Annotated in this window: 21 protein-coding genes; 12 read left to right on the top strand and 9 right to left on the bottom strand. The window is 38.0% G+C overall.

Annotation, left to right across the window (positions count from 1 at the left end; translation table 11 throughout):
- Window positions 1–352: 352 nt before the first annotated feature.
- Window positions 353–1,633 carry a flavohemoglobin expression-modulating QEGLA motif protein gene (locus tag DC53_RS08875; protein ID WP_007376363.1) on the bottom strand — a complete coding sequence of 427 codons (1,281 nt, stop codon included), beginning with the start codon at window positions 1,631–1,633 and terminating at the stop codon, window positions 353–355.
- A gap of 146 nt (window positions 1,634–1,779) precedes the next feature.
- On the opposite strand from DC53_RS08875, the gene DC53_RS08880 reads away from it, so the two are divergent.
- From DC53_RS08880 to DC53_RS08910, 7 genes are all read left to right on the top strand, one after another.
- Window positions 1,780–2,037, top strand: a complete 258-nt coding sequence (locus DC53_RS08880; RefSeq protein WP_007376364.1) for a DUF3081 domain-containing protein — start codon at window positions 1,780–1,782, stop codon at window positions 2,035–2,037.
- Entirely contained in the window at window positions 2,037–2,342 is a 306-nt protein-coding gene (locus DC53_RS08885; RefSeq protein WP_033030148.1) for a hypothetical protein, read from the top strand. The genes DC53_RS08880 and DC53_RS08885 overlap by 1 nt, the downstream gene beginning before the upstream one ends.
- Window positions 2,343–2,783: 441 nt before the next feature.
- Entirely contained in the window at window positions 2,784–3,359 is a 576-nt protein-coding gene (betI, locus tag DC53_RS08890; RefSeq protein ID WP_007376366.1) for a transcriptional regulator BetI, read from the top strand.
- A gap of 1 nt (window position 3,360) precedes the next feature.
- Window positions 3,361–4,824 carry a betaine-aldehyde dehydrogenase gene (gene betB / locus DC53_RS08895; protein ID WP_033030146.1) on the top strand — a complete coding sequence of 488 codons (1,464 nt, stop codon included), beginning with the start codon at window positions 3,361–3,363 and terminating at the stop codon, window positions 4,822–4,824.
- Window positions 4,825–4,835: 11 nt separating this feature from the next.
- Window positions 4,836–6,503, top strand: coding sequence for a choline dehydrogenase (gene betA / locus DC53_RS08900; protein ID WP_007376368.1), 1,668 nt, complete (start codon window positions 4,836–4,838; stop codon window positions 6,501–6,503).
- A gap of 158 nt (window positions 6,504–6,661) precedes the next feature.
- On the top strand, window positions 6,662–7,879 hold the full coding sequence (locus DC53_RS08905; protein ID WP_007376369.1) for a BCCT family transporter: 1,218 nt from the start codon (window positions 6,662–6,664) through the stop codon (window positions 7,877–7,879).
- A 9-nt stretch (window positions 7,880–7,888) separates the two neighbouring features.
- Window positions 7,889–8,590, top strand: coding sequence for a TorF family putative porin (locus DC53_RS08910; RefSeq protein WP_007376370.1), 702 nt, complete (start codon window positions 7,889–7,891; stop codon window positions 8,588–8,590).
- Window positions 8,591–8,619: 29 nt separating this feature from the next.
- On the opposite strand, the gene DC53_RS08915 is transcribed toward DC53_RS08910, so the two are convergent.
- The 3 genes from DC53_RS08915 to fdxA all read right to left on the bottom strand — a co-directional run bounded on the left by DC53_RS08915 (window position 8,620) and on the right by fdxA (window position 13,886).
- Window positions 8,620–10,545, bottom strand: coding sequence for a putative bifunctional diguanylate cyclase/phosphodiesterase (locus DC53_RS08915; RefSeq protein WP_033030143.1), 1,926 nt, complete (start codon window positions 10,543–10,545; stop codon window positions 8,620–8,622).
- A 626-nt stretch (window positions 10,546–11,171) separates the two neighbouring features.
- Window positions 11,172–13,415, bottom strand: a complete 2,244-nt coding sequence (locus tag DC53_RS08920; protein WP_033030141.1) for a carbohydrate binding family 9 domain-containing protein — start codon at window positions 13,413–13,415, stop codon at window positions 11,172–11,174.
- A gap of 147 nt (window positions 13,416–13,562) precedes the next feature.
- Window positions 13,563–13,886 (bottom strand): ferredoxin FdxA, encoded by a 324-nt coding sequence (gene fdxA, locus DC53_RS08925; protein ID WP_024599924.1) that lies wholly within the window; start codon window positions 13,884–13,886, stop codon window positions 13,563–13,565.
- Window positions 13,887–14,081: 195 nt separating this feature from the next.
- Here fdxA and DC53_RS08930 point away from each other — a divergent pair, with 195 nt between their 5' ends.
- Window positions 14,082–15,689 carry an NAD(P)/FAD-dependent oxidoreductase gene (locus DC53_RS08930; RefSeq protein WP_033030139.1) on the top strand — a complete coding sequence of 536 codons (1,608 nt, stop codon included), beginning with the start codon at window positions 14,082–14,084 and terminating at the stop codon, window positions 15,687–15,689.
- A 115-nt stretch (window positions 15,690–15,804) separates the two neighbouring features.
- Here DC53_RS08930 and DC53_RS08935 read toward each other — a convergent pair whose 3' ends face one another.
- Window positions 15,805–17,109 (bottom strand): DEAD/DEAH box helicase, encoded by a 1,305-nt coding sequence (locus DC53_RS08935; RefSeq protein WP_002958629.1) that lies wholly within the window; start codon window positions 17,107–17,109, stop codon window positions 15,805–15,807.
- Between the two features lie 297 nt (window positions 17,110–17,406).
- Between DC53_RS08935 and DC53_RS08940 the strand changes: the two genes are divergently transcribed.
- Both DC53_RS08940 and DC53_RS08945 read left to right on the top strand, forming a co-directional pair.
- Window positions 17,407–17,868: a DUF3015 family protein gene (locus DC53_RS08940; protein WP_033030137.1), complete on the top strand. Its 462-nt coding sequence runs from the start codon at window positions 17,407–17,409 to the stop codon at window positions 17,866–17,868.
- Window positions 17,869–17,927: 59 nt separating this feature from the next.
- Entirely contained in the window at window positions 17,928–19,748 is a 1,821-nt protein-coding gene (locus DC53_RS08945) for an Lnb N-terminal periplasmic domain-containing protein (RefSeq protein WP_033030135.1), read from the top strand.
- Between the two features lie 57 nt (window positions 19,749–19,805).
- Here the strand turns inward: DC53_RS08945 and dapA are convergent, their stop codons facing one another.
- Window positions 19,806–20,723, bottom strand: a complete 918-nt coding sequence (dapA, locus tag DC53_RS08950; RefSeq protein WP_033030133.1) for a 4-hydroxy-tetrahydrodipicolinate synthase — start codon at window positions 20,721–20,723, stop codon at window positions 19,806–19,808.
- 171 nt (window positions 20,724–20,894) lie between these two features.
- Between dapA and DC53_RS08955 the strand changes: the two genes are divergently transcribed.
- Both DC53_RS08955 and DC53_RS08960 read left to right on the top strand, forming a co-directional pair.
- Entirely contained in the window at window positions 20,895–21,548 is a 654-nt protein-coding gene (locus DC53_RS08955) for a DUF6058 family natural product biosynthesis protein (protein ID WP_007378679.1), read from the top strand.
- A 129-nt stretch (window positions 21,549–21,677) separates the two neighbouring features.
- On the top strand, window positions 21,678–22,538 hold the full coding sequence (locus DC53_RS08960; protein WP_081824566.1) for a delta-class carbonic anhydrase: 861 nt from the start codon (window positions 21,678–21,680) through the stop codon (window positions 22,536–22,538).
- Window positions 22,539–22,615: 77 nt separating this feature from the next.
- On the opposite strand, the gene DC53_RS08965 is transcribed toward DC53_RS08960, so the two are convergent.
- The 3 genes from DC53_RS08965 to DC53_RS22160 all read right to left on the bottom strand — a co-directional run bounded on the left by DC53_RS08965 (window position 22,616) and on the right by DC53_RS22160 (window position 24,191).
- A complete protein-coding gene (locus DC53_RS08965; RefSeq protein ID WP_007378677.1) occupies window positions 22,616–23,380 on the bottom strand; it encodes a hypothetical protein in 765 nt (254 codons plus the stop codon).
- A gap of 138 nt (window positions 23,381–23,518) precedes the next feature.
- Entirely contained in the window at window positions 23,519–23,923 is a 405-nt protein-coding gene (locus tag DC53_RS08970) for a hypothetical protein (RefSeq protein WP_007378676.1), read from the bottom strand.
- Window positions 23,924–24,032: 109 nt separating this feature from the next.
- Complete coding sequence (locus DC53_RS22160) at window positions 24,033–24,191, bottom strand: hypothetical protein (protein WP_007378675.1); 159 nt, start codon at window positions 24,189–24,191, stop codon at window positions 24,033–24,035.
- Window positions 24,192–24,194: the final 3 nt, after the last annotated feature.

The following is a 24,194-nucleotide window of genomic DNA, read 5'->3' as shown; positions in this document are numbered from 1 at the left end:
CTGCAAAGGGATGGTTGAAATTAGCTGAAATGGTCGAATCTGTCGAATTGTTAATACCAATTCAACAGACAGACAAATTGTGTTCAAGAGACAAGGACGCAGGTAAGACGCGGAAGCTGTGCTCGGCTCTTACATGGAGTAAACCAATAGGGTAAAGCAGGAGCAGTTACCGAACCACGAGGTTAAAAACCTCGCGCCGCGATATGATTCTCCCTGATTTAACGAAATTCAATCGACAAAGTTCAACACGCCTTAGCCGTTAACATATAAACTAGCTTTGTCACGCCAAAAAGCTTATTAGACATCAACAGTTCTTAATTCTATTAAAGGACTTAATTTCAATAATTTATAATTATAAAAATAACGGCTTATAATCGTTTTCTAACTTTTCAAACGATAAGTCGCCAATAAAACGACCGAAGCTCAACCAGGTGGCCAAACCGCGTAAATCTTTAAAGTGTGGCGGCACAAATTGTGGGCTCTCTATCACACCTAAATCATGAAGCTGCGATATTAATCTAAAGTCATCTATCGATATTTTACCTACCAATAATAAAGGTAGCCTATCGATTCGACCAAGCTGTATTGCTACGCGTATTAAGTTATAAACCAGTACAAAGCCTTTAATGTAGGCAATATCTTTTGTAAACGGCAGACCTGTTGGCGTACTGCCTCTAAATACACGCTGCGCAAGTGTGTAGCTGTCATCTTTTGATAAACCTTGCGCTACGTAGTCACGGTAAATATCTACAAACTCAGCGCCATCTATTACCTTTGTAACGGCTTGAATACGATTCACTAATTTAGATAAACGCCTTGGGGTCGATTTTAATGTAATAATTTCGGTAAGTACCGCTAAACCTTCTTGGGTAATAGTCGAGCTTGGCGTACCTTTACTTAAACAGGTTAAATAAGGCTGAGCCAAACCATTTTGAGTTGTGCCTACGTGTATCCACCCTTCGTGAACTTCTAAAATATCAAGCTCACGCTGGGAAAAACTTACATCTTGATTTAGTTTTATATTATTTGCACCGGCGGCTGCATCACTGACAATCCCATCGCTAAGCATAACCTCTACGTTTATACCTGCCATGCTGGCATTTACTTGCTCAGACAAAATACGCACCGCATCAACAGCAGCAATATTTTTAGGGTCGTCAGGTAGTATGTCGGCTATGAGTAAATTTTGCAGCGGTTTATCTAGCATATTAGCTAGCTCAGAAAGTGAGGGCTCACCGGCATGAAATAAATCTTTAGGATGACCAAATAACTCTACCGATAAGTCATGGAACTCAGGTGTGCCACGATACTCAAGCATGCTTAATACCGTTTTATACTCTGTGCACATTTTTCCCATGTATTGAGCAATGGGATTTAACTGCCCCAATTGGTTAATAATGTTACGGTGCAAAGTAGAAAACGCTTGGCGTAACTCGCTAGGTACAAAACCGAGGTCGCGCTGTTGATAGTATGCACGATCAATAAGTGGATTTTTTTGACATTTTTGTCTAAAAAACTCCTCTTTAGTTTGTTTATCCCAATTAATAGCATCGAGTATCCTAATAGGCGTTTGCAATGCAATTAATTGATCCGATAATTCACGAGTTTTTAGTAGTAACGCCTTGTCTATCATGGTGTAAGCTCAACAATAAATGAGTTTTGAGCATAATTTAAAAAGGCTAAATTACAAAGCAATATCACACTTTTTTAGCTATTGTTTTTAAGTTGATCGACCCTCATATCTGTATCGTATGAGTTACTAAATAAAAGGTATAAAGCATGAAAAACGAACTCGACAATAAACAGATTTTGGCCGTTTATGAACGTATAATTCAAAAAGGCGAAATGACTGATGAAGGTAAACATTATCAAGGGGTTACTGCTTATTCTGACGTAGACGGTTACACCGTATATTTACAAGGTAGCGGCGTAGAACTGCGCTTTGGTTTTCATAATACTTACCACCTTGACTACCAACATGAAAAGCATAAGGACGACTTTTTGAAAAAATTATATAACATTGCAAACGAGCGCTAATGCACCCACGAAAACTAAGACACCGCCCTACCAGTAAGCTCAATACTACTTTTATTAACCAAGTAGTAGAAGAGCTTCAAGCTGATCCAAGCAAAATCTCAATTATTCAAAAAAACCTAGAACAGTACCGCTCTCAAAGTCATTTAAAGCGTGGTTTTTTACTGGCTATAGAGCGTTTTGATTGGGTCTTTGAGACAAGCAAAGATATAGACTTTATTTGCCAGCAAATTTTAGCTGATGACTACATTGGCAATAGACTAAGACGTTACCCCCTACTATTTAAAGGCGTTATTAATAACGCTTAATAGCAATAAAAATTTAAAGTCAGAGCATCATGTTGTCCGAATCTAGTTTAAATATTAATTAATTTATGGGTCAACTATTTACACATGTGTTTATTAGAACACTAACTAATTGTAGGTTTAATACTCTTTTGCATTAAAATAACACTATTAGTACTCTAACTATTACGGTACTAACGATTTTATAATGATTTTCTTAATCTATTATAGTAACGAAATCATCACCATATCAAATACTCAAAAAAACAAACTTAACCATTTGATTTTATTAAATATATCCCCACTTTAAAATCATTGCATTTATTCTATTAATCACTAGATCATTAATGTTCTATCTACATTTTAATATCTCGGTGTTTACCTTAACCTTGAATTATTAGAGCTATTACCTTAAGCTTATCTTTATTGAACGTTCAATTAATAATAATTATGCCTAAAGTCGGAATGGAACCTGTTAGACGTCAGCAGCTAATTGACGCAACTATAGAGTCAGTTGCTACTAAGGGACTTCAAGGCACAACGATAAACAGCATTAGTAAAAATGCAGGTTTATCATCAGGTATCATTAGCCATTATTTTGGTGGAAAGCAGGGGTTAATTGAAGCCACGGTTAGATACTTACTAACAAGCTTAAAGCAAGGCTTAATAAGTAAAGTAAGTCATCAAACCACTGCCACTGAGCGTTTAATGTTTATTATCGAAGCCAACTTTGCGCTTGTACAACAGCGTAATGATACAACCCGAACGTGGTTGAGTTTTTGGGCGCAATCAATGCACGATGAAGAATTACACAGACTACAAAACGTAAACAGTAAACGCTTGCAAAGTAATTTAGCATTTTCTTTTAAGCAATTAATGCCTATTGAGCAAGCAAATCAAGCTGCAGAACTTAGCGCCGCGATGATCGATGGCCTATGGTTAAGAGCAGTACTGAGTAAATCAGACAATAATCAGTTTAAACACAGTGAAAAGTTAGCAAAAAGCTATGTACTTTCACTTATCAAGCAATATGGAGCCTAGCGTGACTACACCTGTCTATCAAAATTTTATTAACGGCCATTTTCTTGCAAACCAGAGCGGCAAAACATTTGATGTAACAAACCCAGCAACGGGTGAGGTTATTTACGCAGTAGAAATTGCCGACGAATTTATTCAAAACGCAGCCATTGCCAGTGCAAAACAAGGTTTTGCACAGTGGTCAGCAATGACACCCGTTGAACGTAGTCGTATTTTATTAAAAGCAGTGGCTATTTTACGCGAGCGCAACGATGAGTTAGCACTCGTAGAAGTACTAGATACCGGTAAACCAATGCAAGAAGCAAATTGTGTTGATATTGAAACCGGCGCTGATGTAATTGAATACTTTGCAGGCCTTGCGCCAGCACAAGTAGGCCAACAACAAATGGTTGGTGATGACTTTTATTACACACGTAAAGAGCCATTAGGTATCTGTGCGGGTATAGGTGCATGGAACTACCCACTACAAATTGCATGTTGGAAGTCGGGCCCTGCCCTTGCTGCTGGTAATGCATTTATATTCAAACCATCTGAAGAAACACCACTTGGCGCAATTAAACTTGCAGAAGTATTTGTTGAAGCTGGCGTACCTGCAGGTGTGTTTAATGTTGTTCAAGGCGCAGGCGATGTAGGCCAGTGGCTAACTCAGCATAGCGATATTGATAAAGTGTCGTTTACGGGTGAAGTAGGCACAGGTAAAAAAGTAGTGGCAAGTGCTGCCGGTACGTTAAAAGATGTCACGATGGAACTTGGTGGTAAATCTCCACTATTAGTATTTGATGATGCCAATATAGAGCAAGCTGTTAGCGCTGCTATGTTAGGTAACTTTTATACGCAAGGCGAAATTTGTACTAACTGTACACGTATTTACGTTCATAAAAATGTATATCAGCAGTTTATTGATGAGCTTAAAGCGCGCACTGAGAAAAACATTATTGCTGGCGACCCGCAAGATTTAAATACAAACTTTGGCGCACTTATCTCTAAAAAGCACCAAGAACTAGTAATGAGCTACGTTAATAAAGGTATTGAAGAAGGTGCAACGCTATTAACTGGTGGTACAACGCTTTCACCTGAATCTGCACCTAATGGCTATTTTGTAGCACCGACTGTGTTTATTGATTGTAATGATGATATGACTATCGTTAAAGAAGAAATATTTGGCCCTGTAATGAGCGTGCTTGTTTTTGACGACGAAGACGATGTTATTGCACGCGCTAACGCAACTCACCTAGGCTTGGCCGCAGGCGTATTTACTAGCGATATTAAACGTGCGCACCGCGTTATTCATAAGTTACAAGCTGGTATTTGTTGGATTAATGCATACGGTAACTCACCTGCTGAAATGCCAGTTGGCGGTTATAAGCAATCGGGCATTGGCCGTGAAAATGGTATACAAACTCTTGATCAATACACGCAAACTAAGTCTATTTATGTTGGTATGGCCGACATAGAAAGCCCATTTTAAGGCGCCCTACTATGAGTAATCATTACGACTATATTATTGTTGGCGCGGGTTCGGCGGGTTGTGTTTTAGCAAACCGTTTATCTGAAGATTCAAGTAACCGCGTGTTACTACTAGAAACTGGCGGTAGCGATAAAAGTATTTTTATAAAAATGCCAACCGCGTTATCTATTCCTATGAATAGTGACAAATACGCATGGCAGTTTCATACGCAGCCTGAGCCTCATTTAGATAACCGTGAAATGCATTGTCCTCGAGGCAAAGTATTAGGCGGCTCGTCATCTATCAACGGCATGGTATATGTACGTGGCCACGCAAAAGATTTTGACGAATGGCAGCAACACGGTGCAAACGGCTGGGATTACCAATCGTGTTTACCGTATTTTCAAAAAGCAGAAAGCTTTTACCTTGGTGAAAATACTTACCGTGGTGGCAAAGGCCCGCTTGGCGTTAATAACGGCAACGAAATGAAAAACCCGCTTTACCGCACCTTTATCAAAGCAGGTGTACAAGCAGGTTACGCTTCTACAGATGATTATAATGCGTCGCAGCAAGAGGGTTTTGGCCCAATGCACATGACCGTAAAAGACGGCGTGCGAAGCTCTGCGTCTCGTGAGTATTTAGACCCTGTTAAATCGCGTAGTAATTTAACGATTATTACCGGTGCACTCGCACAACGCGTGATTTTAGATGGCAAAAAAGCCACAGGCATTGAATACAAAGTAAATGGCGACGTCAAAACCGCACATGCTGCAAAAGACGTTGTACTAAGTGCAGGCCCAATCGGCTCTCCACATATTTTACAACTCTCTGGTATTGGTGATACTCAAGCGCTTGAAAAAGCAGGCGTTGAAGTACAGCATCATCTACCAGGTGTAGGTCAAAACTTACAAGATCATCTTGAGTTTTACTTTCAATACAAGTGTAAGCAACCTATCACGCTTAACGGCAAGCTAGGCATTATTTCAAAAGGGTTGATTGGCGCGCGCTGGTTATTAACGCGTTCGGGTTTAGGTGCAACGAATCATTTTGAATCGTGTGCGTTTATTCGCTCAAAACCAGGTGTTGAATGGCCAGATATTCAGTATCACTTTTTACCAGCGGCTATGCGTTACGATGGTAGAAGTGCATTTGCAGGTCATGGTTTTCAGGTACATGTTGGTCATAACAAACCAAAAAGTCGCGGTAGTGTTACTATTGCTTCTGCGAACCCTGAGCAGCCACCAACTATTTTATTTAATTACCTTGAACACCAAGACGATATTGAAGGCTTTAGAGCGTGCGTTCGCTTAACACGCGATATAATCGAACAAAGTGCCTTTGATGAATACCGCGATGAAGAAATTCAACCTGGTAAACATATTCAAACAGATGAAGAAATAGATGCTTTTGTTCGCCAAGCCGTAGAAAGTGCCTACCACCCTTCTTGCTCATGCAAAATGGGTGAAGATGATATGGCCGTTGTTAATTCAAATACGCAAGTACATGGTATTGAAGGACTGCGTGTTGTTGACTCATCTATATTCCCAACAGTTCCTAACGGAAACTTGAATGCACCTACCATTATGGTTGCCGAAAAAGCAGCTGACATAATTTTGGGTAAAAACCCATTACAGAAATCGGATGTGAATGTTGCCATAACAACAAACTGGCAAGAAACACAACGTAGTTCAAAGATCTAATTTTAGCCACATGCTCTGGTTTAGTCTCGTCGGACTAAACCAATGCGTGTCTTGTAGTGGCACACGATGTAAATAGGTTACGTTGTGTTAATGCAAGAATAAAACAATAAAATACGGAGTGCTTATGAATTATTTTTATTCATTACTGGAGGGTAACAATGACTATTTGGCTTAATGCAGGCATCATTTTTACTTTACTCGCAGTTGTTATTATCTTACTTAAATGGGGTAATGTACGTGTAGTAGGTGTAACACCGGTAAAAACCTTTACGTTTATAGCGATACTTTTTACATCAGGCCTTGATGTTGGCCTTATTATGTTTCCTTTAACTGAGTTTGCAGGTTATGCAGACATAAAAGCAAGCCCAGAATACGCGTTTGCAAATCCACTGGCTATTGAATTTGGCTATTGGGGATTCTTGATCTGGGGATTTTACTTTCTTACGTGCTTTTATTTCTGTGTAATAGAACCTAAAGTTAAATTTTTCGAAATTCCTTGGGTTAAATTTATCAATAATGTTGTAATTATTGGTACATGTGCATTTACAGCTTATTTACTACTTACAAATTTACCTTGGTACTTACCCGAATTAGGTGACGGTACAAGTGTAGTTAGCGAGTTTTATTTAATTGTATTTGCCGCGATTTGTTTTGCAGTGTACTCAAGCACCGACATTAAATATGTGCGTATTTTAAGTATTGCGACTACGTGGTTATTCTTAGCGTTAATAGCTTTCATGTGGGTTGGCGCGTTTGTTATTGGTGATAGTGAAATGTCTGCGTTTACTAATAACTTGGGCTCAATTGGCACTTACTTTGCCAACATTAACGAATTTATTTTACCGTTGAATGATTACCATGAGTTTTACTTATTTTGGTGGTTTGCCTGGAGCATAATGATTGGTCAATTTACATCACGCTTTGTTGGTGGACTTAAAACATACCAAGTATTAGGTGCGATGTTGATATTCCCTTCTATTCCTATTGCGATATGGTTTAGCGTACTTTATCACTATCATGAAGCAGGGATCCCAACTCAAGGTATTAAAAACTTTGCTATGGTATTTGTAGGTATTGTATTTGTAATCAACTCACTCGACTCGTTAGTGCGTTTATATACAGATAACCTAAACCTTACTGTTAAACGTTTTGGTAAAATGAAATATATACTTGGGAATGTTGTCGCTCTGTCTCTATTAACACTATTATTTAAACTAGAGTTTTTACAAATTCAGTGGGTAGGCGCATTAGTTATTGGACTATTCTTTCTGTGTGCTGCTTTTATTGGATACAGTAAATTTAAAACAGTCAAAAATATAGACAGCTCACCAAAAGCAAACAAGATTGATTACACAAAAATAGACACAGTACACTAGGGATAAACAATGAATAACAAACTAAAACAACTTGTAGTAGCACTACCATTTGCACTTTTATCAACAACAGCAGCTGCTGATTGGTCAACAACAATCACGGCAGCGTCTGACTACACATTTAATGGTGTAACACAGACAGATAACGACCCTGCAATTCAAGGCAGCTTAGATTATGCTTTTGATAGCGGTGTATACGCCGGTGTTTGGGCGTCAAATGTAGATTTTGGTGATGACACTGATTTTGAACTTGATGCTTATGTAGGCAAGTATGTGCAGCTTGATGAGCAGTTTAGCGTTGACTACGGTATTGCTTATTACACTTATCAAGGTAATAACAGCGATGGTAACTACGCTGAAGCTTACACTAAGTTTGGCTATGCGAGTGAATACGGCCAAACTGAGCTTAACTTTTGGTATAGCTGGGATTACTTTGGCCAAGGTGGAGGTCATGTAATCTCAATGGTTGCACACACCTATGAGCTGGCTCCAAATCATGCACTACGTGCAAGTTTTGATATATCAAACTCACTTGATGGCCAAAAATGGGCGTGGGACGTTAACGAGAAAAAATCATATAACCATTACCGTTTAGCATATCAAACTAGTTATGAAGGGTTTGGTATTGAAGTGGCGGCTGAAAATACGAGCCTTGACTACGATTACGCAGATGAGCGTATCGTACTTGCCATATCACGTACTTTTGATTTGTAAGTAAAACACATCAATAATTAAAAGGCTTCTTATGAAGCCTTTTTTATGCTCTCAAGATAAGCGCATAAAGAACTCGCATCTAACGGTTTAGAAAAATAATAACCTTGTAAATGCGAAACGCCTAAACTGTATAACTTTTCGCTCTGATCAATTGTCTCAACACCTTCAGCAACCACATCAAAGCTAAGTGAACTGGCCATTTGTACCACTGCATTTACTATACTCAGACCTTTTTTATCGACATCTTGAATAAACGTTTTATCTATTTTTACGATATCCACACCAATATCTAACATACTTGATAAGGATGAATAGCCAGTACCAAAGTCATCTATCGATATCCTAGCCCCTAACTCTTGCAAAGATTTAACCGTTGATAAAAATGTACTTTTATCCTTAGCAAATACTGACTCAGTGATTTCTATATGTAACTTATCAGCTGGAAAGCTAAATTTTCTTAAAATATCAGCAACTTCAACAACAAATTTTTGCCCTTGAAGCTGCATAACAGAGACATTAACACTAATTGATAAATCGGGAATGATTCTTTGAAACTCGAGCCCTTGAATACACGCGTTTTTTAAAACCCAGAGTCCAATTTCACTAATCATCCCATATTGCTCTGCAATAGGAATAAACTCATCCGGTGGAACCGGTTCACCATCCATTTGCCAACGTAAAAGTGCTTCAACTGAACTGGGGCGATTTGTATTCGAATCTATAATAGGTTGAAAAACAAGCGATAAACTTCCGTCTTGTACCGCAAAAGAAAGCCTGTCATTTAAGCGTCTTATACGCTCAAGTTGCATACGCAAATTATCATCAAAATAACTAATTTTTCCTCTATTAATACGCTTTTGATGATACATCGCCATATCTGCGTTTAGTATTAATTCGTCCAAATCACTGCCATGTTCAGGATAAAATGCAATACCTATCGTTGCACCTATTCCCGCTTTATAATGGCTATTCGAGTGTACTTGTGTAATGGCACTAATGATTTTATTTGCAAAATCATTAGTTTTATCCTTACAGTTATAATCAGTAAGTAATAAAAACTCATCACCTCCCCACCGACACTTATACTCATTTTGGCTACACACTGCTGAAATTCTCTGGGCAGTTTTTGTTAAAATCTGATCGCCAACCTCATGCCCCATAGTATCGTTTATATGTTTAAAGCCATCTAAGTCAATAAATAACAACGCAAATGATTCATTAGGGTATCGCGACAGCCTTTTTTTTGACTCTTTTAAAAAAGCGTTTCTATTCAATAATTGAGTAAGGGAATCGCTATTTGATAGATGATAAATTTCTTGTGTTCGTAATTCGACACGCTGCTCCATCAGTTCTAATAATTCAATATTTTGATTTTTTAAATGGATGGCATTTTGCGTAAAGTTTGCAGCCTTGTGTAAAGCAATAAGCGTAACAAACCCAAAGCCTATACCTAATACTCCTAATACATTTTGATAATGTTCTTCAGATAGGGTCAGTAGCACTGAATATGGTATCAATAACAAAAATGCGTATATAAAACATGTTGGTCGATGCGCTGAAAGAATATTTGCAGAGCCACCACCAAGTGCAGAAAAAATGATGATTATACTTGTAAGCTCTAGGACGCTGAAAGATGAATGGAAATACACGCCATAACAGCACCAAATCAACGCCGTGAGGATTACACTTAAAGAGAATCTATATAAATCAATATAACTCGCTGCTTTACTGCTTCGTTTAAAATAGTAAACATCTATCAAACGGATCCCTAAAACAACAACCATGATAAACCACCAAATAAGCTTATCGGTAACTGAAGTAAAAGACTTATCACTAAAACCAAAAACTATGCCCGTACTAGCAATAAAAGATATAAACAATCCAGAATAGGCATTTAAATAAAGGATCCGCACACTATCATTTAATTCTTTTTCTATTAGAGGGCTCACATGCATTAAAGATATGCCTTTGTTTAATATTATCAACTTTTTATACTACTAAACGTAAGCTTTAAATTCGATATTGTCCAATATAAGGTGTCTTTTGATGTGTTTATTTTCAGTGCTATAGAAGGTAAAAACGATAGATATGAGCGTTGTTCTTCACAAAGCGAAGACCCTATGTACTTGCTATATTGAATTAATTTTATTGAGGAAGTAGTTCAGCAAACACTACCTTTACTGAAAATTTAAATCTGCTAGGGGCTGTTTATCTTTCGAGGTTAAATTTGCAGCAGTCTGTTTGGTATTTAGGCAAGGCAGAGTCTATGTAGTGTGGTTATTTCCCATAAATAGGCGATAACGTGGAATAAATGCCAAACATGCGCTGCCCGAAGGGTTCTGCCTAGGGGCAATTTACTCTTTGTTGCTTGGTTTTGACTTAGCCCGCTAGGTTACAAACCTCACGCCGCGATTAAATCGCCCCTAGATTGAACAAATTTTAATCCTGAAAGGTCAACAGGCCCTAGTAAAAGGAATTTACTATTAAACTCGAAACTATACATATGATTATTGTAATTAAATAAAATTGTAACAGTCTTTCGAGGTGACTAATAAGCATTAATCACCTCGTTTTAGCTACTTTAAAGTTGCCATGCATAGCTAACTTTTGTAAAAAACGTACGCTGATCTCGTTCAATATTTTTAAGTGAATCGTCTTGGTACCCTCTATCTGAATACCCTAAATAAAATAATGTTTGTGCGTTAATTTTATATGAGTAAACAAGCTGGCTACCATAATCCTTATTAGTTTGACTAACCTGATAAAAGTAAGCTTTTTCGTTACGATCTATATCTTCAAATTGTAAAATTAACTTAAGTATTGAACGCATACTGAATTTATAATGAAGCCTAAAATCAACCAAGTTCGCTGTAAATACACGATCCCCTTGTGGGTTGTCTAATTGGCTGTAATTATGTTTCACATCAAGCTGCCAGTGGTCGTTAATATCCCATATTACTTGAGTTTGGGTATCAAACACATCGCCAATCTGCTCATTCGCATAATCAATTCGGCTAGCGTATTCAAGATATAACGAAAGCTTTAAATCTTTAGTAGGTTTGAACCCAGTGTAAATATATCCAATATTTTGATTATAAAAATTATCGTTATAATTTTCATAACGGTGCACTAAACCAATTTCAAAAATGGATTGTTTTTGACCTTTGAAGCTTAAAAAACCTTCGTATTCTTCTTCAAGTAAGTCGCCGTTTTGCGCCCACGTTTTATCCCAGTCAGCTTCATATGACCATGAGGTGAGTAAATCTGACTCATCTCTGTACCATGTTTGTCCGCCACCTAAGCCTACTTTTTCATAATCGACTTTAGCTTGATAACCTAAATCAGTGCGGTAATCCTGCCCAATATTTTCATAAGAGGCGAACAATTTGTAATCACGTTTATCGCGGGTAAGTTCTAAGGCATAAGCTTCATCTGACTGAGTTTCAGATAAGTTATAGTTTTCAATTAAAAACGCCGAGTTGCGAGTATCAGCCGTCGATACTTGATACAAAAGAGTATCCGATTGATTAAACCAATAACTACCATCAACTGACAATACTGTATTATGGTAGCTATCACTTTCTCTATGTGTGCTTGAAAGTCCAATAGTACCTTGCTGACCAATATCATATTGATAACGCCCAGCCACCGCATTCGTTTTTTCGTTTAAGCTTGCAAAGCCAGAGCCCTGATTCGTTGGCAGTAAAATATTACTGTTGTCGTCGTCAGCCAGCATTAAAGCATAACTATGATTGCCTGTTTTACCCGTTAATTTTGCGCCTAAATTAGGCTCTGCAATTGTACGCGTGTATAAAAGTTCAAATAAGCTGCTTTTAAAGTAAGAAGCACCATCTAAAAAGAAAGGACGCTTTTCAGCGTAATAAATAGAGAAGGTTGTGTTTACATCAAGTTCTAAAGAGTCTGTTTCTACTTGCGAAAAATCAGGGTTAATTGTTGCGTTTAAAACAGCGTCTTTTGTTAAACCCCAGCGTAAATCTAAACCCACCTCAGTGTCTATATCGCCATTATTCCAATCACCCGGTAATTCAGGTTTGTTATCGTTACGAAGTGCCGTCAACGTGGGTGTTAATTGAATATTTTTACTTGATTCAATGTCACTAAAGCCAACTAACTTATCAAACTGACAAAGACTGCATTTCACATTTCTGTCAAAACCCATGTTTGATAGCTGATATAATACATCTCGTTGATAGTTTCTCATTACAGAAAAACCCCACGTTAGCTCATTTTTATTTTCAGGAAAACGCAGTGCTTTAAAAGGAATACGCATTTCAACAACATAACCTTTCTCGTTAATTTGTCCTGCGCTATCCCAAATAGCATTCCATGAAGTATCAGAGCTCCAACCATCGGTATCGGTCATTCGTATATCGCCTTGCGCGCCCAGCGGGTTCACATGGAATTCATAGCCACTGCGTTCATCATTAAATGTATCAATAACTAGAATAACTACGTCGTCTTCCCAGAGCGTATCACGATCACGAAGTGATGCACGAATTTGCGTAGGGTCTGGGTCTTGTGCAACATAGGCAACATATAAGTTTGTGCCATCTTCATAGATAAAAGCATCAGTTTTTACAGGAGGAGTGCCTTTTTCATTAGGCTCGTCTTGGTAGAGTAAGGAAACACGTGTCGCATCTTTCCAATGCGCTTCATCCATAACACCATCAACGGTGATATTTGAATCAATGCGGGATAAGGATACTTGCTGTCTTTCAGCGGCTACATCTAGGCTGGATAGTAATAAAGAAAAACTTGAAAGTATAAAAATAATTTTTTTTATTATGGTTATAAAGAGTTGCATAAACATCCATTTAAACTTGCTTTACTCGTTGTGAGTAATTTATAGGATGAATTGTAATTTAAGCGAGTACATTTGTTAATACCTTGCAAAGATTATTATGCTAAATATTAACGAATTAATAATAAAGGACTAATTTTAAAGTGATAATTAAGTTTCGAGTAACTTAAGTTTGTTGTCTATACCATTCCATACGTCAGCATCTTCTGGAGCAGGTTTAACCTCTGTAATGCGCGGCCAGACCAGTGCAAGTTCTGCATTTAACTCAGTAAACTCTTTTTGAGATTCTGGTAATTCATCTTCTTGATATATAGCATCAGCTGAACACTCAGGTACACATAAGCCACAATCAATACAATCAATTGGGCTAATAGCTAAAAAATTAGGGCCTTCAAAAAATGCATCTGCTGGGCACACTGATACGCAATCGGTGTACTTACACTTTATACAATTTTCAGTAACGACAAACGCCATAATACTTTAACACCTACTATTTTAAACAACAGCTGTGGATCATACCCATCAATCCCAAAAATACAATAAATAAGTGCCATATCAGGCTATTTTAACGTAAAATACGCGCCTTATGTTTGCACACTCTTTGTGCCCTGCATCCCCTTATTGTGAGCGGTAGATAAAACCCCGCTATGACACCTAAAAGAGATATAAATGATACGTTTAACCGAAATAAAGCTGCCACTTGATCATGACGAAGATGCAATTGGTCAAGCAATTGTAAATAAACTTAAAATCCAACCTGAACAATTGCACAGTTTTAATGTGTTTAAACGTGGTTATGATGCACGTAAAAAATCAGCTATTTTACTTATTTATACACTCGATATAGAAGTTGATAACGAAGCCGATCTACTCACCGAATTCGAAAAAGACCAACATGTAAAAGTAGCGCCAGACACAAGTTATAAATTTGTAGCACAAGCCAGCGAAAATATAACAGAGCGTCCTGTCGTGATTGGTTTTGGCCCTTGTGGTTTATTTGCAGGTTTATTACTTGCCCAAATGGGCTTTAAACCCATTATATTAGAGCGCGGTAAAGAAGTACGTGAACGTACAAAAGACACATTTGGCTTTTGGCGTAAACGCACACTTAATACAGAATCAAATGTACAATTTGGTGAAGGTGGCGCAGGTACATTCTCAGACGGTAAGTTATACAGCCAAGTAAAAGATCCAAAGCATTATGGCCGAAAAGTCATTACTGAATTTGTAGAAGCAGGCGCACCCGATGAAATTTTATACGTAAGTAAGCCGCACATTGGTACGTTTAAACTTGTCACCATGATTGAAAAAATGCGCGCTCGTATAATAGAGCTTGGCGGCGAAATTCGCTTTAGCACACGTGTTGACGATATTCATTTAGACGACGGGCAAGTAACAGGTTTAACGCTTTCAAATGGCGAGCAACTAAACACTCGACATGTTGTATTAGCCGTTGGCCACAGCGCACGCGACACGTTTGATATGATCCACAAAAAAGGCATTTATGTTGAAGCAAAGCCATTTTCAGTCGGTTTTAGAATCGAACATAAACAATCAATGATCGATGAATGTCGTTTTGGCACAAATGCGGGAAACCCAATTTTGGGCTCTGCCGATTATAAACTTGTTCATCACTGTGACAATGGCCGTACAGTTTACAGCTTTTGTATGTGCCCAGGTGGCACAGTAGTCGCTGCAACCTCTGAAGAAGGTCGCGTTGTTACCAATGGTATGAGCCAATATTCACGAAGTGAGCGCAACGCTAACAGCGCTATTGTGGTAGGTATATCACCAGAGCAAGACTTCCCTGGTAATCCACTTGCTGGAATAGACTTACAACGCAAACTTGAAGAGCAAGCGTATGAGCTTGGTGGTAGCAACTACGATGCACCAGCACAGTTAATTGGAGATTTCTTAAAAGGTAAATCATCTGCAGACTTAGGTGAAGTACAACCCTCTTACACACCTGGTATTAAGTTAACTGATTTGAGTAAAGTGTTACCACAATTTGCAATTGATGCTCTTCGCGAAGCGATACCTGCGTTTAATAAACAAATTCGTGGTTTTTCAACTAACGACGGCTTATTAACCGGTGTTGAAACACGTACTTCGTCGCCTATTAATATTAAGCGCGATAAAACATTCCAAAGTATCAACACTAAAGGGCTTTACCCTGCAGGTGAAGGTGCAGGTTACGCTGGCGGTATTTTATCAGCGGGTATTGATGGAATTAAAGCAGCTGAAGCGGTCGCACTGTCTATGCTAGAAAACGCTTAAACCTGACGCTAACGTTGTTAAAAATTTCCGATTTAGAACACTATAAGTATTAGCACTAAAATTTAGACACAAAAAAGCCTGAGTAAACTCAGGCTTTTAAACTTAAGGGCGTTAACTATGACTTTTTAAGTGACAGTTTTTCGCCTTTTAAGCTTTTACGAACGCTTGAAATACGTGAGCGATTAACTGCTCTCGCTTCACCGGTTGCCTGTCCTGATAACTTGTTAGAACGTGTACGGCGTAAATGCGCTGGTTTTTTACCAATTTTATCAATTAGTACTTCACGATTACTTACTTCGTAACCTTCTAAATATACACGTTTGATTTTTTGGCCAATTAGCGTTTCAATTTCAAATAAGGTGTTTTCTTCTTCGCGGCTAACAAATGAGATTGCTTGACCTTGGCGACCAGCACGACCTGTACGGCCAATACGGTGAACGTAATCTTCTGCAAGCCATGGTAAATCAATATTAATAACACGAGGTAAACCATCAATATCTATACCGCGAGCAGCCACTTCCGTAGCCACTAATACGCGCACTTTACCTTCTTTAAATTCACGAAGTGCACGACGACGGTTACCTTGAGATTTGTCACCGTGGCAAACGCCCGCCGGAATACCATCAAGGTTAAGCTCTTTTACAAGCTCGTCAGCCGTTTCTTTCATGTTTACAAATACAAGTACTTGTTGCCAGTTTTTCTTACCAATCAATTCAGAAAGTAGCTCTTGCTTACGACGTTCTTCAACAGGGTAAACAACATGCTCAACAGTGCTTGCTGTACTGTTAGTTTGATCAACACGTACTATTTCAGCTTGTTTTAATACCTTAGATGCAAACTGTTTAATCGCTGCAGGGAATGTTGCAGAGAACAGTAAAATCTGGCGCTCTTCTGCACAGCTTTTAATAACGTTTTGCATATCTTCAATAAAGCCCATATCAAGCATACGGTCAGCTTCATCAAGAACAAGGTGCTTAACACTTGCAAGGCTTAAGTTACCTAAACGAATATGATCAAATAAACGACCTGGTGTAGCAACAACAATATCTACACCTTCTTTTAAAGCGTTTGCTTGGCCGGCGGTACTAACACCACCAAATAAACTAACGACTTTAAGCGAAGTATGCTTTGCAAAATCTCTGAAGTTATTTGCAATTTGTTCTGCAAGTTCACGCGTTGGCGCAAGTACTAATGCATGAGGTGCATTCGTTGTGCTGAGTTCAGACTCAACCAATTTTTGGATGATAGGTAAAGCAAACGCGGCAGTTTTGCCGGTACCAGTTTGTGCACTGGCTAAAACGTCTTTACCTTTACGAACAGCAGGAATAGCTGCGCGCTGAATGGGCGTAAGAGTGTGATAGTTAAGTTCGTCCAACGCCTGGATGATTTCAGGAGCGAAACTAAAAGATTTAAAATTCATGCTGTATAACCTACGGCCACATTATCAAGGGTCGCAAATTATACAGCAAAAACGAGTCAACAGTTAGCTTTAAACTGGATTAAAAGCTAAAAATTAGTTTTGTTGAATCACAAAGCTATTGATTGAATAACATCTTCGATCTGATACTGTAAAACTGGATTAAAATGAAGCTCCGCCCTCATTGAATTTAACAAAATATACTTTTTATTAAATTTATCAGAAGTATTATTGCCCTAAAGCTGACATATCTATAGAATTCAAGCCCCATTCAAGGGACATTTAAATAAGGATTTAATAATGATAAAAAAATGTTTAACTGCAGCAGTACTAGCAAGCGCATTCATAGTAACCCCAGCTCAAGCTAACGTTAACCCGTGGCAACAATGTGGTATCGGCGCAATGATTTTTCCTGACAACGGCACTGCCGCTGCTATTTCAAATGTTATTTGGGATTTAGGAACAACTGCAGTTTCATCTAACGTTTCATCTGTAGAGAGTTGTAAAGGCGCTAACGTTAAAACAGCACAATTTATTCAGCAAACATTTCCAATCCTAGAGCAAGAAATCGCACAAGGTGAAGGCGAATACATTTCTGCAATGTTAAACGTTCGTGGTTGTGATAGTGCAGCTCACCCACAAATGATCTCAACTATCCGTAACGATTTTGCTCAAACATCTGTAAACGATGCACAAGCACTTTACACACTTGTTGAAAGCAATATCGCTAGCCAGTTCTCGGCTAACTGCTCTGCAATATAATTTATAAAGGGGCTAATTTAGCCCCTTTACTCTTTTTGCCCCAAGCCCGTTGGGTATTTATGAAAGTTTATACGTTTATATTTTTTATTTTCTTTATTACATCATTTAACCTTCAAGCATCAACAAATTTACAGCAGTTAGCCCAGCACCCTACATGGTTAAAACTAGGTCATTACAAAAAGCCTGCGTTCGATAAAAGCTATATTACCAACAAGTCTTTTTTTATATCTGTCAACGGCCACCAGAGCCCTTTTGATGAACTTAGGGCGACCGTGCACCGCTTTAATAACGACTCGCAAATGCAATGTAAGTACCCAGCTCGATACTCGTGGTTAAAAAAACAAGGATTAACATTTTCTCAGCCCAAAGCTCTATGCCCCGAATTATTCAAATGGCGAGATGAGCAACCTATTCATTCAATAAGCCTTATATTTGCATCAGGCTACATGAGTAATCCAGCGTCACTTTATGGCCATTTGTTGTTAAAACTTAATCGTTCAACAGCCACAAAAAATAAATTACTCGATTACAGTATAAATTATGGTGCTCATGTGCCAGAAAACGAAAACGGTCTTGTGTATATCACTAAAGGGTTATTTGGTGGGTATAAAGCCGGGTTTTCCGATCAATTATTTTATCGCCATCAGCATAACTACGGTGAAATAGAGCTAAGAGACCTGTGGGAATATAAGCTCAATCTTAGTAATGACGACACAACATTTATTGCAAATCACTTGTGGGAATTACTCGGCGCACAGTTCGATTATTATTTTGCTGATGAAAACTGCGCTTTTCACATTGCGCAACTAATTGAGCTCGTCATTGGAGAGCAATTAACAAATAACAGCTCACCGTGGATGATCCCAACAACTGTTTTTTCAAAAGTGCACCAAGCTTCCTATGACAACAATAAATTATTGAAAAAAATACTATTTACGCCATCCCGAAGCACTGTTTTTATTAAGTTCATGGATAATCTCACTGCCAACGAATCAGCTATTGCAGAGAAGATATACAACTCACCTGAGTTTATTAAGCATAATGAATTTTCAACACTAGATGTAAAAAGTAAAAAGCGAATTATTGAAACATTATTTGAACTAGTGCAATTACAACAAATAAAAAAACAAAATGTTGAGCACATCAAAGGCTTAAAAAACACGCTCGTTAAAGCGAGATTAGCGCTCTCTATTGGCAACGAGATGATTGTTTCGTCATATTCTCAACAAGCACCTCACAAAGGTCAAAAACCATCAAGTATCTCTACCTCTTCAACACGTATAAATGAACAAAGCAGCCTGGGGTTAGGCTTTAGACTCAGTTACTTTGACTCGTTAGCTTCAGATGTGGCACGTATTGCGTTTTCTAACTTAGAAATGGTTGATTTAGAAGTGTCTTTGTTAAATTCAAATTTATACGTCGATAAGTTACACCTACTCGATTTAGAATCGTTTTCGCCAGCCTATGTAAAATGGCCACAAGATAATAATTGGTCTTGGAAAGTTAATGCTGGGTTTGAAAGGCAAAGTACACTCTGCCAAAGCTGTACAAGCACATTTTTAATGGGGGGGCTGGGTAAATCTTTTTTGTTTAATGACAATAAAACGCTGGTTTTCACGCTTGCTAACGCTTATGTAGGGAAGCTTGCAGTAACAGAGCAGCTTTACGATTCATCGTTGGCACTAGGTGCAATAACAACATTGTATTCAGATATTAAATTAAGGGTATCTCACGAGCAATTTATCTTGGGTAATGATGGAAAATCAACAACTCAAGCTGAAATATCAATACCTATAAATCAAAATTTTGATGTTCGCATTAGTTATAAACATACAAACTTAACAACCTGGAAACTTAAACTAAATTACTACTGGCAATAAATAAGGCCATAAGTATACGCATGTAAACACGCATTACTAATGGCCAGAAAACTATAATTAAGGAAGAGTTAACACATCAGCTAAATTTAAGCGCTGCGCCTTACCGCCTACTACATCACTTTCGTTAAGTTGATTTATTAATGGTAAACCGATTTTTTGTTGTTCATCGCTAAGCGGTAAATACGGTAATCTAAATACTGGATTTACTGCACCTGTCATCATCAACGCGGTATTAATAGCAATCGGGTTTGGTTCACAGAACAACCAGTTCATTAATGGTTGTAACGAAGTATTTAGCTCGTTATTTTTAGTATCTATTAATTGGCGAAATAACCCTGGTATTAAGTTAGAAGTAACCGAAATAACACCGTGCGCTTTATGTGTGTGGCGTGCATCGTGACTTTCGTCATCGTTACCCGACCAACATGCAATACCTTGTTGCTCATAATGGGCAATGCGTTCATTGCCGCCACACTCTTTAACACCAATAAAATATTCGTGCTTTGCAAGTGGCTCAATAATATCAGGTGTTAGGTCTTGACCTGTGCGCCCTGCTACGTTGTAAATAAAGGCTGGGCCAATATCTAACACACGCTTAAAGTGCTCTTTAACACCCGCGATTGACGTACGTCCGTAGTACGGGTTAATTTGCAGTGCTGCATCCATACCGCTGGCAAAGCCATATTTAGTTGCTTTAATCGCTTCACGGGTGTTGTTACTACCGGTATTACCAACAATAACCAGTTTGTCGCCATACTTGTTTGCACTGTGCGCTATAAGCATTAAATGCTCTTCCCAGTTCATTAACTGGCCTTCGCCTGTTGTGCCACCGACTACAATGCCATCAACGCCCGCTGCAATTTGTATTGCAACGAGTTCATCGTACTTTGCTAGGTCTATTTCACCATTTGCTAAATATGGCGTTTTAATAGCTGTAATAAGGCTTGCTTGTTTAATTTGCTCTAGGGTGCGCATAAAAATTCATTATTTATAAAACTTGCGCTATTTGTAACATATTTGCCAGTACTTTTGGAGGTGTAAGCGCATATTTAATTATAAAATACCTTGTGTTATTGAGTTTGTTAATTCAAAATGAAATACTGTATATATAAACAGTATTTGTATTTTAACGATACCAGAGGCTTTATGCGTTTATCTGACTACTTAGCAACTCATTTTTATAACACCGATGAACTATGCCAAGCATTAAATATAGATTCAGACATGCTTTTAACTTGGCAAGAGCAAAGTGTTTTCCCCAAACCAAGTTATTGTATTAAAAGTCAACTTAGTTGTAGTTCATATTCAGGTTTGTATGAATGCGAAGAGTATGACGATTACTACCCACGCGGCTGTGTAAATTGGGGGCAAGGTTTAATAAAACAAAAAATAGAATCATCAAGCCATGCTTTTAATTACTTTGCACAACAATACATTGCCATTTTGACTAAATTAGCTCAGCAAGGGTTTGAATTTAATGAAGAGTTATTTGGCTGCGAAATAGACGAGCACTTACAACAAGTCTGGCAACAATTTTTATGCAGTAAATACGGCGTACTTACTCAAAATGGATTAATAGACGAAATAGTCGCTGTTGATATTGGTCGCTTAGTTGTAGACGATATTACCGAACTACGAAGTAAAGCGAGTTTAGACAAAGACGAGCGTTCTTACTTACATCCCGCTATGAAGCTTTTAAACCGTGCACTGAGTCATGGTGCCGATCATGAAAAGCAAAGCACATTACGCACTCGCTACATTGATGCACTTGTTTTAAAGTATGATTTGTCTATTAAATAACATTATATTAAGTTGATTATTTACTATTTTAGGATTATTTTTAGATTAAATGAGATCTATTAACGTAACTATCACGTATCAAACGAGCGAAAATTCGCAATAAAGCACCTTAATAAAGGCACTGACTCAATGACAATGAAAACAAAAATAAGCTTAATTTCTGCTGCACTCACAATTCTTTCTTTTAATACGCTTGCTAAAGCTAACCACGAGAACGTAAGCGATGACGTAGTAAAAACACAGCGCACCGCACTTGCTAAAAACACAATTAATAAAGGTTTTGGCCCTCAATCTCCGCGTAATATTGATAATCATAAAGGCGAGAATACAGTAATATTTTCTGATGCGCCTGCTTCATCACAAATGAACTTATGCAATATCCATTTTCATAAAAATGCAGAACACGCCGGCGGCGAGTTTAGTAAATATGCAGGCAATGGCGATGGTCATGGCTATCAAAGTGGCTATGTATATTCAGGCTCTTTAACTAAAAATGAGAGCAAACCTACAAAAATAAAGATTTGTCCGAGCGAACACGGCGCACTCTCAGTCGGCGACACTATTGAAGTTCACAATGTACATAGCAGTGCAATGGTTAAACCTGGCCCTACACTGGGTAGTTGTTTGAGTGATTCGATTAAAAATCCGCAACTACGTGTTGAAGCGCAAGTATACGTATTAGTAAACGATGCAAACGCGCTTGATTTTAACGAAATAAGTAACGTGTCATCGGTTAATGGCTATTACCAAGCAGCGAATGCACTTACTAATACTGGTGAAGCAGTTATTTATACCGGCTCTACCACTGGCCCTGGTTACAATGAGGCAGGCTCTCCTTTCCAAGTAACATGGTCAGTTAAACCAAAAGTAGCAAAAGTAGATATAAACAGTGTAGGTAAGTGGTGTGAAAGTAATACCTTTAATGAAGATCATGCTCACGGTGTAAGAAATCTCGTAATAAACCCTGCATTACTCTCTAAAATCAAATAATTAAAATTTAGCCTAATAAAAAATAACCCACTAATTAGTGGGTTGTTTTATTATGACCGTTAAAATGAGTATTACGCTTAATGGGATAAAAATGTCACATTAAATGTATTTAAATCTTCATATGTAATACATGTTTGCTCATTAGTATTAAGCTCAACCACACCACAGTAAGAACCAGTTATAAACACTTGCCCTGCTTTTAAGTTAATTCCCTTTGCTGATAAGTAATTAACAGCCCAATAAAGTGGAAGCTGCGCAAGTTCTGCAGGATGCACACCCGCTAAATTTAACTCCAGCTCAGTTTGCTTAACGTTTATATTTACAGTACTTGCGTTATACGCTTTGGCTTTATCTATTTGTGGACCTAAATACACGCCTTGATTAGATAAACCATCAGCCAGCTTTTCAATGTGAGTGCATGGAGTGTCTTCATCAAATCTTTTTTGAATAAGCTCAAGTGCCAAGTGGGCACTTGCAAATGCAGTATCCACGTCTTCATTTGTATAGGTATTATTACTCGGTAAATCGCTTTGTAAAATAAATGCAATTTCTGGTTCAATAAGCGCTTTATTGTTTGTTGTATACAGTGGGCAATTTTCAGCTTGTTTTATAGGTGCATGTAAAAGAGGCGCTAATATAATTGAGCCATCATCTAAAGGCAGCATACACTTCCAGCCATATACAGTTTGATCATTCAAATAAATCATCAACTTTTGTACTTCTATCGCATCGTCAGTCGAGTCTAGTACTAACTCTTTGGGAAAGTTTGAACGCGCTGGGTTCTCTTCTCTTTGTGCTAATAAATGAGTAGCAATTAGTTTTAGCTGTATTGAGTTGTTCACATAAATCTCTTTAAAATACATTACTGGTTAAGCAGTAAATAGGAAGGATTACATTATTCATATATTAGTTTAGGCATTGGAACATCATGTTAAATGCCTCTAGTTAAAATTGTATTTAAAACAAAGCGTGGTAATTATTTAAGTATCAACAGATTTAAGCGAGCGCAAAAACAGCCCTAAGCCACCAAACGCTAAAATTATAATAACAATCAAATCAAACGACGTCATAGTTCGCATACTAAATCGAACACTCGATATAACGCCAAATATTAGTGCTGTTAACGAGCCAAGCGATAGCACCCAGCCTAAAATGTTTTTAGAATTATAAAAAATTAGGCCCACACCAAAAATAAACGGGATCATAACCATGCCGCCTGTAACGCCAAAGCCACCTAAAGCATTAACACTATAAATGCGAGAACTTAGTCCAAAATTAGAAGTCACCGAAATTGCGTTTAGCAGCATATAAAAGCCACCGCACATCATAATTAAACCAATAAAAAAATGCCCAATACCACCAGAGCTTCCACCCGCACCTTTCATTATTAATTATTCCTTTTATATTTTTAACTTAATCGTTTTAAATGGTAATTGCTCAACTATTAACATTGGCCGCAATCAACATAATCAATCAGTGCACACGCGAAAGCACTTATCGCGTAATTACATGCCAAATAACATAAAACCAAGATAAAAAACCATGCAAAATTGCCCATAACACAGACTCGTTAGCACTCCATGAAATAGCAATTGCTAGAGCTGTACCAAAAGAGACTCCATATTTTACTATCTCATTTCTTGAGTTTCTCATTAA

This window comes from Pseudoalteromonas fuliginea, assembly GCF_000690055.1.
In the GTDB taxonomy this organism is placed as follows: domain Bacteria; phylum Pseudomonadota; class Gammaproteobacteria; order Enterobacterales; family Alteromonadaceae; genus Pseudoalteromonas; species Pseudoalteromonas fuliginea.
The sequence above is the reverse complement of the archived record's forward strand: the minus strand, read 5'-3'. Positions and strand labels throughout refer to the sequence as shown.

Coding starts and splice junctions, on each gene's coding strand:
- DC53_RS08930 (WP_033030139.1), top strand. CDS start 14,082: ATGATACGTTTAACCGAAATAAAGCTGCCACTTGATCATGACGAAGAT.
- DC53_RS08955 (WP_007378679.1), top strand. CDS start 20,895: ATGCGTTTATCTGACTACTTAGCAACTCATTTTTATAACACCGATGAA.
- DC53_RS22160 (WP_007378675.1), bottom strand. CDS start 24,191: ATGAGAAACTCAAGAAATGAGATAGTAAAATATGGAGTCTCTTTTGGT.
- betI (WP_007376366.1), top strand. CDS start 2,784: ATGGAACCTGTTAGACGTCAGCAGCTAATTGACGCAACTATAGAGTCA.
- DC53_RS08935 (WP_002958629.1), bottom strand. CDS start 17,109: ATGAATTTTAAATCTTTTAGTTTCGCTCCTGAAATCATCCAGGCGTTG.
- DC53_RS08885 (WP_033030148.1), top strand. CDS start 2,037: ATGCACCCACGAAAACTAAGACACCGCCCTACCAGTAAGCTCAATACT.
- DC53_RS08970 (WP_007378676.1), bottom strand. CDS start 23,923: ATGAAAGGTGCGGGTGGAAGCTCTGGTGGTATTGGGCATTTTTTTATT.
- betA (WP_007376368.1), top strand. CDS start 4,836: ATGAGTAATCATTACGACTATATTATTGTTGGCGCGGGTTCGGCGGGT.
- DC53_RS08940 (WP_033030137.1), top strand. CDS start 17,407: ATGATAAAAAAATGTTTAACTGCAGCAGTACTAGCAAGCGCATTCATA.
- DC53_RS08910 (WP_007376370.1), top strand. CDS start 7,889: ATGAATAACAAACTAAAACAACTTGTAGTAGCACTACCATTTGCACTT.
- DC53_RS08905 (WP_007376369.1), top strand. CDS start 6,662: ATGACTATTTGGCTTAATGCAGGCATCATTTTTACTTTACTCGCAGTT.
- DC53_RS08875 (WP_007376363.1), bottom strand. CDS start 1,633: ATGATAGACAAGGCGTTACTACTAAAAACTCGTGAATTATCGGATCAA.
- DC53_RS08960 (WP_081824566.1), top strand. CDS start 21,678: ATGACAATGAAAACAAAAATAAGCTTAATTTCTGCTGCACTCACAATT.
- DC53_RS08880 (WP_007376364.1), top strand. CDS start 1,780: ATGAAAAACGAACTCGACAATAAACAGATTTTGGCCGTTTATGAACGT.
- fdxA (WP_024599924.1), bottom strand. CDS start 13,886: ATGGCGTTTGTCGTTACTGAAAATTGTATAAAGTGTAAGTACACCGAT.
- dapA (WP_033030133.1), bottom strand. CDS start 20,723: ATGCGCACCCTAGAGCAAATTAAACAAGCAAGCCTTATTACAGCTATT.
- DC53_RS08915 (WP_033030143.1), bottom strand. CDS start 10,545: ATGCATGTGAGCCCTCTAATAGAAAAAGAATTAAATGATAGTGTGCGG.
- DC53_RS08920 (WP_033030141.1), bottom strand. CDS start 13,415: ATGCAACTCTTTATAACCATAATAAAAAAAATTATTTTTATACTTTCA.
- DC53_RS08945 (WP_033030135.1), top strand. CDS start 17,928: ATGAAAGTTTATACGTTTATATTTTTTATTTTCTTTATTACATCATTT.